The following is a 13,673-nucleotide window of genomic DNA, read 5'->3' as shown; positions in this document are numbered from 1 at the left end:
GCGCAGGTACGTACGCACAGCCCAAGGAATACACACATGGAATGCAAAGTTGAATGGGCCGGGCCATCCGGCATGCTGTTCGTCGCCAGTACCGGCAGTGGTCATGTCACGGCAATGGATGGCGCGCCAGAGGGCGGCGGCAACAACCTGGCCCCCCGCCCGATGGAAATGCTGCTGGCCGGTGCCGGCGGCTGCGCAGCATACGATGTAGTCCTGATTCTCAAACGTGGTCGCCACAAGGTTGAAGGCTGCCGTGTCGAACTACAGGCCGAGCGGGCCGACACCGATCCCAAGGTTTTCACCCGCATCCGCTTTGCATTTACCGTCTCGGGCCGCAAGCTGCCGCTGGCGGCAGTCGAGCGTGCCGTACAGCTTTCGCACGAGAAATACTGCTCCGCCTCGGCCATGCTCGGCAAGACCGCAACGCTGGACTGGAGCGTGACACTCATCGATACCAGCGACACAGCAGACTGATCCCCCGGCAGGAACCCTCGCCCATGCGTCAATACGAAGATTTCATGCGCCATGTCTATGAGCATGGCACGACCAAGACAGACCGCACCGGTACCGGCACGCGCTCCGTGTTCGGATATCAGATGCGCTTCAACCTGTCGGAAGGCTTTCCTCTTGTCACCACCAAGAAGCTGCACACCCGCAGCATCTTCACAGAATTGCTCTGGTTCCTGCGGGGCGACGCGAATGTACGTTGGCTGCAGGAACGTGGCGTCAGCATATGGGACGAGTGGGCCGATGCGGCAGGCAATCTCGGCCCCGTCTACGGGGTTCAGTGGCGCAGCTGGCCGGCACCGGATGGTCGTCATATCGACCAAATCAGCCAGGTACTGCGACAGATCCGGGAAACACCCGACTCACGCCGCATGATCGTTTCGGCCTGGAATGTCGGACTGATTGACCAGATGGCCCTGCCGCCTTGTCATGCCATGTTTCAGTTCTACGTGGCCGACGGCAAACTGTCCTGCCAGCTCTACCAGCGCAGTGCCGATATTTTCCTGGGCGTGCCGTTTAACATCGCCAGCTATGCCTTGCTGACACACATGGTGGCACAGCAATGCGATCTGGATGTCGGTGACTTTATCTGGACGGGCGGCGACTGCCATCTCTACAGCAATCACTTCGAGCAGGTCGAACTGCAACTGTCTCGCACGCCCTACCCCTATCCGCGCCTGAACATCAAGCGTCGTCCCGATTCTCTTTTCGAATATGCCTACGAGGATTTCGAGATCGAGGGCTACCAGTGCCACCCCCACATCAAGGCCCCTGTCGCCGTCTAAAGCACATAGCGCTACTTACATGACCCAACCTGCCATCAGCCTGATCGTCGCACATGCCCTCAATCGCACCATCGGCAAGGACAACACCCTGCCCTGGCGACTGCCGGGCGATCTGGCACACTTCAAGCAGACCACTCTGGGACATCCCATTATCATGGGCCGCAAAACCTGGGAATCACTCGGACGCCCTCTGCCGGGACGCCTCAACATCGTTATCAGCCGCGATCCGGCATATTCTGCGGAAGGTGCAAGGGTAGCATCGACACTGCCGGATGCACTGGCACTGGCAATGCCCGCCGACCGGGTTTTTGTCATTGGAGGTGCTCAGGTCTATGCGCTGGCCCTGGACCTGGCCGATACCGTCTGCACAACGGAAATCAACCAGGATGTCGACGGTGATGCTTACTTTCCGGTACTGCCTCCTGCCCGCTGGGCAGAAGTGGAACGCCGGCCGCAGCCGCCCGAAAACGGCTACGCCTACGATTTCGTCACTTACAAGCGCCGCTGACGCACCGCATCTGCCAATGTTTCAAGCAAAGGTTCGGTCTGTGACCATCCCAGGCAGCCGTCGGTAATCGATACGCCATAGGCCAGCGGCACGCCCTCTTTGAGGTCCTGTCGTCCGGCTTCCAGGTGGCTTTCAATCATGACGCCGGTAATACGCTGTTCACCTGCTGCGATCTGCCCTGCGACATCCTGACCAACCGGCACCTGCCGGGCATAATCCTTGCTTGAATTGGCGTGCGAACAATCGATCATGACCTGTTCGCGCAGGCCTGCCTTGCGCAGCGCCTGACAGCAGGCCTCTACACTCGCCGCATCGTAATTCGGACCATGCTTGCCACCACGCAGGATGACATGCGTATCCGGATTGCCGCGCGTTTCAAAGATCGCCGCCGTCCCCAGCTTAGTCATGCCCATGAAGGCATGCGAGGAACTGGCCGCCACGATGGCATCCACCGCAACCTGAACGCCACCATCGGTACCATTCTTGAACCCCAGGGGGCAACTCAGGCCCGAAGACAGTTGCCTGTGACTCTGGCTTTCGGTGGTCCGTGCACCAATCGCCCCCCAGGTCACGAGATCAGAGAGATACTGCGGACTGAGCAGATCGAGAAATTCCGTGGCAATGGGCAGGCCCATGTCGGAAATCTCGAGCATCAACTCGCGCGCCTTGCGCAAACCCAGATTGATGCGGAAACTGCCATCGAGCAACGGGTCGTTGATGTAGCCTTTCCAGCCAACAGTGGTACGCGGCTTCTCGAAATACACCCGCATGACAATCAACAGTTCCTTTTCCAGGGACCGTGCAATGCCCTGCAGCTTGCGGGCATATTCGATGGCCTGCCCATGATCGTGGATGGAACAAGGCCCCACCACGACCAGCAACCTGTCGTCGCGTCCATGCAGAATATCTGCAATCGCCGACCGGCTGCGCTCGACAAGACTGTGCGCCGTCGGACTCACGGGCAACTCATCAAGCAGCAAGGCTGGCGAAATCAACGGCCTCACAGCACTGATGCGCACATCGTCGATGCGGGTAGCATCCTGGATGGCGGGGTTCACACCCTCGATATCACTGACAGTATTTTCACGTTGCGGACACATCTCCGCCTCCTGATTCGACAATATCCTTCAAGGCATCCGCAAGACCGATGAACTGCGCCACCGACAGCGTTTCGGCACGCGCCGTCCCTTCAATCCCAAGCGACTCCCAGGGCACGGCAGCCGCCCATGCTCCCAGTACACGACGCAACATCTTGCGACGCTGCGAAAAGGCACGGGTCACGACCTGTTCGAACACCGCCATGCTGGCCGGCTTCGGTCGGCTTTCCGGAAGCGGACGCATCCTGACCACGGCTGACATGACACGAGGCGGTGGGTCGAACGCATCAGGCGGCACATCGAACAGGCTGTCCATGCGATAGCGCAATTGCAGCATGACGGACAGCCGCCCATAATCTGACGAACCCGGTGCCGCGACCATACGATCCACGACCTCTTTCTGCAGCATGAAATGCTGATCCTTGACAACATCGGCCGCCTGGATCAGATGAAACAGCAATGGCGTCGAGATGTTGTAGGGCAAATTGCCGACGATCCGCAGCGGTGCACCGAACTCCCTGAAATCGACTTGCAGCGCATCTGCATTGGTCAGCTTCAGCCGCTCGCCATGCTGCTGGCGCAGACGTCCGGCCAGATCCCGATCAATCTCCACAGCATGCAGGCAATCAAGCTGCTGCAACAGTGGCGCAGTCAGTGCCGACTGGCCGGGACCGATCTCGACCATCAGATCGGCACGCTCGGGACGAATGGCACGCACGATCTGCTCAATGACGACTTCATCGACCAGGAAATGCTGCCCAAAACGCTTGCGGGCCTGATGCCCGCCGCCGTGGCCTCGCGTACTCACAGTTCCTGTTCCAGTCGGGCGCGCTTCTCCAGGCGATTCTCTATGTAAGCCTGATCGCGCAACTGTCCCAGCCACTCCTCGAATGCCGGTCCGGCACGTCGCTCGAACAGGATCTGCCGTGCCTGCATGCGCTGATACTCTTCGGCCATATCCTGGGTACGGCGCTCCTCGACCTTGATAAGGTGCCAGCCAAACGGACTCTGAACAGGCTGGCTGACCTGGCCAGCATCCAGCGCATCCATGGCCTGCTCAAATGGCGGCACTGTTTCACCCGGGGTCAACCAACCCAGATCGCCGCCTTGCGGTGCCGAGGTGTCATTGGAGTGCTGGCGAGCCAGATCCTCGAATTTTTCCTTCCCTTCCAGAATCCGCTGGCGCAGTTGCTCCAGACGCGTGCGCGCCTGCTCGTCGCTCATCACCGCCGAGGTCTTGATCAGAATATGGCGGGCATGGGTCTGGGTCACCGGCATGGGACCTTCCGCCAGAGCCTGCTGACTCCGCTCGAATTGCAGTTGTTGCTGTGCCTCGTCAGGATTGCCCCCTGCACTGGCGACAACCTTGATGATATGGAAGCCATTGCCACTCTGGACCAACTCGGTGACCTGCCCCGGCTGCAGCCCGCGAATGGCACTGATGAACAGATCAGGCCAGGCCTGTAAGGGACGCTCGCCCATGTCTCCGCCCTGGAAAGCCTCCGGGCCATCCGATGCCGCAGCCGCCAGGGAAGCGAAATCCTCTCCGGCACGGGCCCGTGCCAACACACCCTCGGCACGCTGGCGCAAGGCAGCCACATCGCTGGAGGCCGCGCCTTCGGGCACGCGCACCAGGATCTGTGCGAGGTGCACCGACACCGGTGCCGCAAGGTTCGGGCGTGCAGTGCCCACGGCATTGGCCCGTGATTCCTGCTCGGCGAGAAAAGCATCAATCTCGGCATTGGAAATCGTGATGGTGGGATCCACGGCACGCTGGCGAATGGCATCAAGACGGATGCTGTCGGTGATTTCGGTGCGATAGGCCGCCCACGTCAGGCCCGATTCCTCGATCTTGTGCTGAAGTTCCTGCTGAGACATGCCATTGCGCTGTGCGATCACGGCAATTGCCTGGTCGACCTGGGCATCATTGACAGCGATATGCAACCGCTCCGCCTCATGCTGCTCCAGGCGCTCGGTAATCATTCGCTGCAATACCTGCTGCTCAAGATCGGCATCAGGCGGCAACTGTATGCCACGACGCGCCAGATCTGCATGCACTTCGGCCACGCGTCGCGACAGTTCGCGCAGCGTGATGACATCCTTGTCGACAATCGCCGCAATGCCATCGCTCAGGCGCTCTGTCGCTGCGGGCTGTGCCTGTAGCACCTCGGCAGCCATGAGGGGAGCCTGAGGTGCCAGCGCAAACGTCGCCAGCACCATGACCAGTCGCGGCAGCCGACGCTGCCCGATGTACGCTTGTCGCGCGTTTCGCATTTATTCGTACCTTTCAAAAATCGAGCGATCCGGCGCAGGCGGATTGATCACCTGATAGCCCGTAATGCTCTTTGACAACAAGCTCATCGGATCCGTTCCCAGCGATCCCAGCCCGCTCAGTTCAAGTTGGAAGAAGAAAGCCGTATTGGCATCGTTGGCGGAAACAGCATACCGCTGGACCACAAAGCGACCCACCCAGCAACAATCACCCTTGTACTCAACACCGCCAATCGCCTGCGTGAAACGATTTTCACGCAATGAGTAGTCCATGCGCCCCAGCGTGTACCAGCGATTGCTGAGTGGCCATTGGAAAGTCGTGCTGACCTGTTCTTGAGGGGTACGCGAACGCGACAGATCTACAATACCAGGAGTGGGTTCACGCTGATATCGATAGGCTGTTGTGATCGAAGTGGCACGTTGAGGCAACCATTTGACACCTGCCGTCGCTCGCTCCCATTGACTCTCGTAAGGGTTGTACTGTAACGACATCTGCGTCGTCAGCGTATTGGTCAATGCTGCACTGGCACCAATCAAATAATCTGATCGTGCACCTGTGCGAGGCGTTTCACCAGGCAGCGTTACCCTCTGATCTTCAAAATAGATACGCTGAGCTCCCTCAAGCTTGAGGCGCTCGAATCCCGTATCCTCATCAAGCCATCGCGATGTCAATCCCAGTGTCACTTGGTTGGCGTTGGCAATACGATCCCAACCACCGCTGTAAATATTTTCACTAAACGCCTGGGCAAAACTGAATGTTGCAACAGATGTGTCATACAACGGCAAGTCGGACTGATTGCGATAAGGCACCCATAGGTAGTAAATACGCGGTTCAAGCGTTTGGGTCGCAGCTTTACCGAACAGAGAAGCCTGACGCTCAAAGGTCATTCCGGAATCAAGAGAAAATATTGGTACGGAACGTGATCGAGTCACCCTTGGGTCTTCGGCTCTCCGCCCCCCCTGAGCATCAAAATAGTCTGTCTGATATTGGCTCAGATGCAGGCCAAGCTTAGGTTTGACATACCATCCAGCACTGACGACAGGATAGGAAATCGTGCTGTATGAACTCAGGCGCCGCCCCTCAAAACGGGCGCTCTGCAAGCGCTGACCGTTGTAGTCATACCAAGACTTTCGAAACTGTGTCGCCGTCAGATTCGTATCCAAATCAAACCCATTCCAGTCAAAACGAGTACCGGTCAGTCCGATTTCAGGCAATTTTTCAAAAGGTGGTGTGACACGTGAATCTTCATCCTGAAGAGTCTGATATTTTTGTACCAGCACATATGATCGCCAATACTTACTCCCCCAGCCCACCTGCCCTCTCTGGTTGAGATTCGTTGTAGATGCCTCATTCAGGCCAAAAGTCGAAAAATCCCGAAAGTAGTCATCGTCGGAAACAGCATTGATATCCCACCCCATGCTGAAACCGCCACCCAATCGCTGCGCATGCTGGGTCGAATACATCCAGCGATCGCGCTTGGCCTCGCGGTCATGGTCCAGCCAGGTACCATGCATCTGCCCTTCGTAGGTACTGCCCATGTAACGGAACTCACCGCCAAGCTGTACTCCGCGCTTGCTCAGCAGGCGTGGGGTCAGGGTCATGTCGTAGTTGGGTGCCAGATTGAAATAGTAGGGCAACGAAAAATCGAAGCCGCCCTTGCTGGTCGTGCCATATGTTGGCATCAGCAAGCCGCTCTTGCGCTCCTTCTTGATCGGAAAGGTCAGATAGGGCGAAGCAAGAATGGGTACATCCTTGAAATACAATACCCCCCAGTGCGCTACCCCCTCGTTTTCCTCGAAATCGAGATCGACATCACTGGCGCGGATTTCCCAGGCAGGATCAGGGCAGGGACAACCGGAGTACACCACGTCGGTCATGCTCATACGCTGCCGATCGTGAATGGTGGCCGTCGCTGCATGGCCAGCGGCCCCGGAAGCGCCGATATGGAATCGGGGCTGATCAACCTCGCCCTGCTCGGTATTGACGTTGTAGCGCAGGCCAGGACCGCTGATCAGCCCACCATCGCGCATCAGCCGGACATTGCCGGCAGCATCGACCCAGCCGCTGCGCTGGTCATAATCGATGCGATCGCCCTTGAGCGAAGTGCCAGTGCGACGAATGCTCCCATTGCCGGTCAGGGTAACCGTATCCTGCCCGGTACCATCGACCTGGTCACCATCGAGAAATACCGGTTGGTCATCTTCGATGATGCCGGCCGGCAGCCTCAGCCCTGGAGAAATCAGTAGCTGGACCGTATCGGCGCTTTCGGGCGTGACGGACTGGGCCTGACTGACGCCTGTTGCCAGCATTGCCAGGAAAGCGAACCTTTTGACCATGAACACGGGAAGCAGCGAGCCTTGAAGATGGAGGTAAACGACTATTATAGAGAATGGCGCAAAGCCGATGGCGGAAATACAATGGCGATTTGCAATTCGCCTCACGGAACCGCGTCAATGCACGAATCCCGAGATCTACGGCTGACCCAGCTGGAAAGCTGGCTGAACGGCCTGCCCGCCACACTGGCGCTGCGCCTCGACACCCTGCAACCCGCCTCCAGCGATGCCAGTTTTCGTCGCTACTTCCGGCTGCAGACCCACTCTGGCAACAGCCTGATCGTCATGGATGCCCCTCCCGAACGGGAAGACAGCCATCCTTTCGTGCATGTTGCCGGCCTGTTGCAAGAGGCTGGCGTGACGGTTCCCGAGATACTGATCCAGGACCTCGCCCAAGGTTTTCTCCTGCTGAGTGATCTGGGCAGCACGACATACTACAGTGCTGTCCAGCAAGGACTCGAAGACGGCACGCTGCAGGTACTGTATCGCGATGCGCTTGCGGCGCTGGTACGCCTGCAGGGCAGCGCCACAGCAGGCCTGCCTGTATACGACGAAGCCCGGTTGCTGGATGAAATGTCGCTCTTTCCAGAATGGTACGTCGAGCGCCATCATGGCAGCACACTGACAGAACAAGAGCAGACAGATCTGGAAACGGTTTTCCGGTTGCTGGCACGTTCGGCTGCCAGCCAGCCCTGCGTGCTGGTGCACCGCGACTTCCACAGTCCCAATTTGATGGTGACCTATCCTGCCGCCGGGCAAGGCGACCCGGCACGCAACCCGGGCATCCTGGATTTCCAGGATGCCCTGCTCGGCCCTATCACATACGACATCGCTTCGCTCGTTACCGATGCGCGCACCACCTGGGATGAAGCCCAGCAGCTAGACTGGGCCATCCGCTACTGGGAACTCGGCCGCGCTGCCGGCCTGCCACTGCCTTCCGAGTTCTCCGCCTTCCATCAGGAGTACGAATGGATGAGCCTGCAGCGTAACCTTCGCATCATGGGCGTCTTCTGCCGGCTCAACTACCGTGATGGCAAGCCCTGGTATCTGGACCACCTCCCGCGTGTCACGCAATACGTCCGTCAGGTGGCACAACGATACCAGCCGCTGCGTCCGCTGCTGAAACTGCTCGACCGACTCGAAAATATCCGCACCTACAACGGGATTGCGTTCTGATGCGCGCCATGATCCTGGCAGCCGGCCGGGGCGAGCGGATGCGCCCACTGACCGACCACACTCCAAAGCCGTTGCTGACCGTTGGAGGCCGCCCCCTGATCGAGTGGCAGATCACACGTCTGGCTCAGGCCGGCATCCGGGATATTGTCATCAACCTGTCCTGGCTGGGCGAACGGATAGAAGCAACCCTGGGCGATGGCCAGCGCCTGGGCGTCCACCTGCATTACTCATATGAAACCGAAGCGCTCGAGACTGCCGGCGGCATTCGCCAGGCACTGCCATTGCTGGGTACCGACCCGTTCCTGGTCGTCAATGGCGATGTCTGGTGTGACTGGGATTACGCGCAGGCATCCCCTCTGGCTGCCGGATTGACTCACGACCCACAGTCTGCCGCCAACACGCCGGATGCATGGCTGCTGCTGACCGCCAACCCGGAACATCATCGGCAAGGCGATTTCAGTCTCACAAATGCAGGCAAGGTCACCGACATCAACGACACCCGGCCCGATCAATCCCTGACATTCACAGGCATCGGCATCTATCACCCCCGCTTTTTCGACAGCGTGCCGTCCGGCCAACGCCAGGCACTGGGGCCATTGCTGCGCACCACACTGGCCCAAGGCAAGGTCATCGGCCAGCGACACGAAGGGCAATGGCTGGATATCGGCACACCTGAACGACTCGCGGCCCTCAACCATCAATTGACTCTGCCGCAACAGCAGTCGCCCGATGCATCCATGCTATAAGAAACCATGGACACTCTGCGCGACTTCCTGGCCGAATATTGGCCACATCTGGCCTTCCTGACAACCTTCGGCATCAGCGCCATCGCGGCCGTACATGCCGCCATGAGCAAACGTGATGTCCGCGCAGCCATCGGCTGGGTCGCGGTCATCCTGTTCTCACCGTTGTTCGGCACATTTTTCTATCTCATCGCCGGAATCAACCGCATCCGACAGGACAAGGTCCACCAGGAGCACAACGCCGCAATCACCTGTCCGATCCAGCATGGCGGACGTCATGCCGTCACCAATCTGGGGCCTTTTGCTCCTCGTCATCTCTGGTCGCAAAAGATACTGGGCGACCACATCAGTGGCTTTCCACTACTGACCAACAGCAGCATCCAGGCCCTGGATGGCGGCCCGGAAACCTATCCGGCCATGCTGGCGGCCATCCGCAATGCCCGCCATTCGGTCGCCATGACCAGCTACATTTTCGATTGTGATGCAATCGGCAAGGAAATTGCCGAGGCACTGATCGATGCGCGCAAGCGAGGGCTGGAGGTGCGCGTCCTGATCGACGCCATCGGCGCACGCTACTCTCACCCGCCGATCACCAGCATGTTGCTGCGCGGTGGCGTGCAAACCGCATTGTTCATGAATACCGCCTTCGGCCTGCGACTGGCCTATGCAAATCTGCGCAGCCACCGCAAGATCATGATCATAGACGGTACGCTGGCGCTGACGGGCGGCATGAATATCCGCGAAGAGTTCATCACACCGGCCAAGGGTGGTACGCCCGCACGGGATGCCCACTTCCGCCTCGAGGGGCCGATCGTCTCGCAATTGATGCACATCTTTGCGCAAGACTGGAAATTCAGCACCCACGAAACGCTGGAAGGCCCCCCCTGGTTCCCGGAAGATCTACCGCCCGCACCAGACAATATGCACCCCACGGCCATCCGGGTCGTCGCATCCGGCCCTGACCAGAATATCGGCAGCACGCACAACATGATCCTGGGTGCCCTCGCCGTAGCCGAGCGCAGCGTTCGCATCCATACGCCCTACTTCCTTCCGGACCAGCCGCTGATCGCCGCGCTCAACACCGCCGCCCGGCGCGGCATTGCCGTGGACATCGTCATCCCCAGCAACAACAACCTGCGCATGGTCGACTATGCGATGACAGCCCAGCTTGACCAGATTCTCGGTTCGGGCTGCCGGGTCTGGCGCGCGCACGGCATTTTCGACCATGCCAAACTGCTGACCGTAGACGGTGCCTGGTCCTATGTCGGCACATCCAATCTGGATCCACGCAGCTTACGCCTGAATTTCGAAGTCGACATGGAAGTCTACGATCCGGCGCTGGCTGCCTGGATTACCCGTCGCATCGACAGCGCCATTACCCAGTCGAGCCCTGAAACACTGGAAACGCTGCGCGCCCGCCCCAGGCTCAAGCAACTGCGCAACCGACTGATCTGGTTGGCATCTCCTTACCTGTAGGCACATGCGCAATTCCGGCACGACCAGATGCATCAGAATATTTAAGAGGCAATCCTTGTTTTCGATGTAACAACGCCTCCACAATACCCTTTATCCTTCCGCTGTCACCTCGCGCACCCATCGCTGGTGTCGCCATTCATATCAAGAGAGGAACCACGGCCAGATGGCACTGTTCAAGAAATCCCAACCCGTCCTTTTCCAGTCGTCCTACGACTCGCGTCGCCGGGGCTTCCGTCTGCCGCGCTGGTTGATCCTGCTGCTGCTGGGCATCATCATGGGTGCCAGCGGCCTCCTTTTCCTGCAGAAAAACTACGGTGCACAACGGCTGACAGTGGCGGAATCCCAGGCGCTGACCAATGAGCTGCAAGTCACCAAGCAGTCGCAACAACAACTGCAAGGCAATCTTGAGCAGACCTCGCAGGCACTGGACGACAGCCAGCGCAGTGTCCAACAGTTGGAACAATCCCTGGCTCAGGAGCGCCAGGCACTTGAACCTCTGCGTGAAGATATCCGCCTGTTCCTGGAAGCCATGCCAGCCGATCCGCGCAGCAGCCCCGTCGGCGTCAGGGCTGGCCGATTCCTGCGCCAGGACCAAGGCCTGTACTACCATGTACTGCTGACCAATGACAGCAATCTGGATACGCCATTCTCGGGCAAGCTCACCCTGTCCGTCGCTGGCGTATACCCCTCGGGTCGCAGCGAAACACTCATGCTCGAACCTGTCGATGTATCATTCGGTCAATACGAGCATGTCCACGGGCTCTCCCCCTTGCCCGAAGGGTTCCGCCCCGGCCGCGTCACCATCCAGGTCAGCGACACCGAAGGCAAGGCCCAGGGCATGAGGATCATCAACGTTCGCGGATAACGCCTTCCCCCTACCTGTCATGCCTACCGCCTCCGACTCATCCCCCCTTTCGTCCCGAGGCGGTCTGGCAAACCTGCTGATCCTGATCCTGCCGCCCATGTTCTGGGCAGGCAATTTTGTCGTGGGGCGTGCCGTCAACGGCGTCATCCCCCCACTCACACTGTCGTTCGGGCGCTGGCTCATCGCCTTGCTCTGCATTCTGCCTTTTGCCTGGCAAACCATGCGCCGCGACCGACTGCGCTATCTGAACATCCGCTGGCAACTGCTACTGATCTCGGCCATCGGTGTCGGTGCCTTCAACACACTGATCTATACCGGGCTGACCACAACCACGGCCACCAATGCGCTGCTGCTCAACTCATTCATCCCGATCCTGATCGTGCTGTTCGGTGCCCTGTTCTATCACCAGCACCTGAGCCTGCGCCAGGGGATCGCACTGCTGACATCATTCTCGGGCGTCCTGATCATTGTTTCCCAGGGACAATGGCAACGCCTGTCCAGCCTGAGTTTCAGCCAGGGGGATTTGATCATTTTCAGCGCCATGGTGTGCTGGGCGCTCTACACGCTCTGGCTCAGGCGCATCCCGGCTGATATCGATCGCATCGGCCTGATGGGCATGCAGATCCTGATCGGCGTCATTCTGCTGCTTCCGCTATTCGCATGGGAATACCTGTCCGGGCAGACCATACGGCATTTCGATGGCGAGGTCGCCGCTGCATTCGCCTATGTCGGCATTTTTCCTTCAGTGCTTGCCTACCTGCTGTACAACCTGGGGGTAGATCGTGCCGGCGCTGCCCGTGCCGGGCTGTTCATTCATCTGATGCCGGCCTTTGGTGCCATGCTTTCCGTGCTGTTCCTGGGTGAACACCTGCATCTTTACCAGGTCTTTGGCATCGGTGCGATCTTTGCCGGCATCATCCTGGCAAGCCGACGGCCGCGCTGAAGCGCATTTCAGGACTGCGCCCTGCAACTGTCTGACTCACCGTTCCCAATCTGAAAAAGAAAGCCACGGCCCCTCGAGAGGAAACCGTGGCTGTCTGCAGCATATCGGATGGCATGCCTCACGGCACGCCCGGACATCAGGCCTTGGGAGTGGCAAAGACCGTGATGGTGTGTTCCGACAACGTGAAACCACGCTCTTCGCAGATCTTCTGCAGGCGCTTTTCGATCTGGGGATCGTAGAACTCGGTCACATCGCCGCTTTGCGTGCAGACAATATGACCGTGATTGCGCTCGCCATCGTTGAGCTCGTACACGGCCTTGCTGCTGCCCAGTTGGCTACGCTTGAGCAGATCAACCTGCTCGAACTGTGTCAGCACGCGATAGACCGTGGCCAGACCGATCTCGACGCCATCATTCATCAGCAGGCGATAGACATCTTCTGCACTCAGGTGGCGCTGTTCGCTGTTGCGAAACACGTCGAGGATCTTCAGGCGCGGGAAGGTGACCTTCAGGCCGATATCTTTCAATTCTATTCTGTCCGTACTCATCTTCACTCCTGAACGCATCAGACATTAAACACGTTGAACTGCAAGCAATTTACCATTATCTCATGCAGCGCAGGTTGAAGCCACCCTGTTTTTAACGAAAGAAGCCTCCAAGAGATGCAACGGACTGTGAGTGATTACCCCTGGCGCGCCTTAAAACGCGGCTGGCTCTTGCAGATGACATAGATCTTGCCACGCCGGCGCACGACCTGGCAGTCGCGGTGACGGGTCTTCGCATTCTTGAGAGATGCCAGTACTTTCATGATCGCTCCAGTAAAAAATAGAATGATATATCATAACTAATAATACGAAGAAATAAATTTATTCCAAGACTGATGCTGTTCATCCAGTCGCGGCCCGTGGTCACTAACATGGCCGGTTAAGTTCCATGTTAAGTTTCACCTATTAAATGACCACTGGAGAT

The 13,673-nt window shown here is 58.6% G+C and carries 14 protein-coding genes; 8 read left to right on the top strand and 6 right to left on the bottom strand.

What is annotated here, in order from left to right; genetic code table 11:
- Window positions 1-36: 36 nt before the first annotated feature.
- From DD235_RS02755 to DD235_RS02745, 3 genes are read left to right on the top strand one after another with little or no spacing between them, the layout of a single operon-like run.
- The gene (locus DD235_RS02755; RefSeq protein WP_109060505.1) at window positions 37-474 is read left to right on the top strand and encodes an OsmC family protein; all 438 of its coding nucleotides are present in this window, start codon (window positions 37-39) and stop codon (window positions 472-474) included.
- Between the two features lie 23 nt (window positions 475-497).
- Entirely contained in the window at window positions 498-1,292 is a 795-nt protein-coding gene (locus DD235_RS02750) for a thymidylate synthase (RefSeq protein ID WP_109060504.1), read from the top strand.
- A 19-nt stretch (window positions 1,293-1,311) separates the two neighbouring features.
- Window positions 1,312-1,800, top strand: a complete 489-nt coding sequence (locus DD235_RS02745) for a dihydrofolate reductase (RefSeq protein ID WP_109060503.1) — start codon at window positions 1,312-1,314, stop codon at window positions 1,798-1,800.
- On the opposite strand, the gene DD235_RS02740 is transcribed toward DD235_RS02745, so the two are convergent.
- From DD235_RS02740 to DD235_RS02725, 4 genes are read right to left on the bottom strand one after another with little or no spacing between them, the layout of a single operon-like run.
- Window positions 1,785-2,900 carry a 3-deoxy-7-phosphoheptulonate synthase gene (locus DD235_RS02740; protein WP_109060502.1) on the bottom strand — a complete coding sequence of 372 codons (1,116 nt, stop codon included), beginning with the start codon at window positions 2,898-2,900 and terminating at the stop codon, window positions 1,785-1,787. The genes DD235_RS02745 and DD235_RS02740 overlap by 16 nt on opposite strands.
- Window positions 2,884-3,705 (bottom strand): 16S rRNA (adenine(1518)-N(6)/adenine(1519)-N(6))-dimethyltransferase RsmA, encoded by an 822-nt coding sequence (gene rsmA / locus DD235_RS02735; protein WP_109060501.1) that lies wholly within the window; start codon window positions 3,703-3,705, stop codon window positions 2,884-2,886. The genes DD235_RS02740 and rsmA overlap by 17 nt, the downstream gene beginning before the upstream one ends.
- Complete coding sequence (locus tag DD235_RS02730; protein WP_109060500.1) at window positions 3,702-5,171, bottom strand: peptidylprolyl isomerase; 1,470 nt, start codon at window positions 5,169-5,171, stop codon at window positions 3,702-3,704. Before DD235_RS02730 ends, rsmA begins: the two co-directional genes overlap by 4 nt.
- On the bottom strand, window positions 5,172-7,505 hold the full coding sequence (locus tag DD235_RS02725; protein WP_109060499.1) for an LPS-assembly protein LptD: 2,334 nt from the start codon (window positions 7,503-7,505) through the stop codon (window positions 5,172-5,174). It abuts the gene before it with no gap.
- 117 nt (window positions 7,506-7,622) lie between these two features.
- Between DD235_RS02725 and DD235_RS02720 the strand changes: the two genes are divergently transcribed.
- From DD235_RS02720 to DD235_RS02700, 5 genes are all read left to right on the top strand, one after another.
- Window positions 7,623-8,678: an aminoglycoside phosphotransferase family protein gene (locus DD235_RS02720; RefSeq protein ID WP_109060498.1), complete on the top strand. Its 1,056-nt coding sequence runs from the start codon at window positions 7,623-7,625 to the stop codon at window positions 8,676-8,678.
- Window positions 8,678-9,424, top strand: a complete 747-nt coding sequence (murU, locus tag DD235_RS02715; protein ID WP_109060497.1) for an N-acetylmuramate alpha-1-phosphate uridylyltransferase MurU — start codon at window positions 8,678-8,680, stop codon at window positions 9,422-9,424. Before DD235_RS02720 ends, murU begins: the two co-directional genes overlap by 1 nt.
- 6 nt (window positions 9,425-9,430) lie before the next feature.
- Complete coding sequence (locus DD235_RS02710; protein WP_109060496.1) at window positions 9,431-10,897, top strand: phospholipase D-like domain-containing protein; 1,467 nt, start codon at window positions 9,431-9,433, stop codon at window positions 10,895-10,897.
- 163 nt (window positions 10,898-11,060) lie between these two features.
- Window positions 11,061-11,762, top strand: coding sequence for a DUF6776 family protein (locus tag DD235_RS02705; protein WP_109060495.1), 702 nt, complete (start codon window positions 11,061-11,063; stop codon window positions 11,760-11,762).
- 19 nt (window positions 11,763-11,781) lie between these two features.
- Window positions 11,782-12,705 carry a DMT family transporter gene (locus DD235_RS02700; RefSeq protein ID WP_109060494.1) on the top strand — a complete coding sequence of 308 codons (924 nt, stop codon included), beginning with the start codon at window positions 11,782-11,784 and terminating at the stop codon, window positions 12,703-12,705.
- A 136-nt stretch (window positions 12,706-12,841) separates the two neighbouring features.
- On the opposite strand, the gene DD235_RS02695 is transcribed toward DD235_RS02700, so the two are convergent.
- Window positions 12,842-13,252, bottom strand: coding sequence for a ferric uptake regulation protein (locus tag DD235_RS02695; RefSeq protein WP_109060493.1), 411 nt, complete (start codon window positions 13,250-13,252; stop codon window positions 12,842-12,844).
- Window positions 13,253-13,386: 134 nt separating this feature from the next.
- The gene (gene ykgO / locus DD235_RS02690; RefSeq protein ID WP_109060492.1) at window positions 13,387-13,512 is read right to left on the bottom strand and encodes a type B 50S ribosomal protein L36; all 126 of its coding nucleotides are present in this window, start codon (window positions 13,510-13,512) and stop codon (window positions 13,387-13,389) included.
- Between the last annotated feature and the right edge of the window lie 161 nt (window positions 13,513-13,673).

Source organism: Corticimicrobacter populi (genome assembly GCF_003123725.1).
GTDB classification, from domain to species: domain Bacteria; phylum Pseudomonadota; class Gammaproteobacteria; order Burkholderiales; family Burkholderiaceae_B; genus Corticimicrobacter; species Corticimicrobacter populi.
This window is presented reverse-complemented; position numbering and strand designations above follow the sequence as displayed.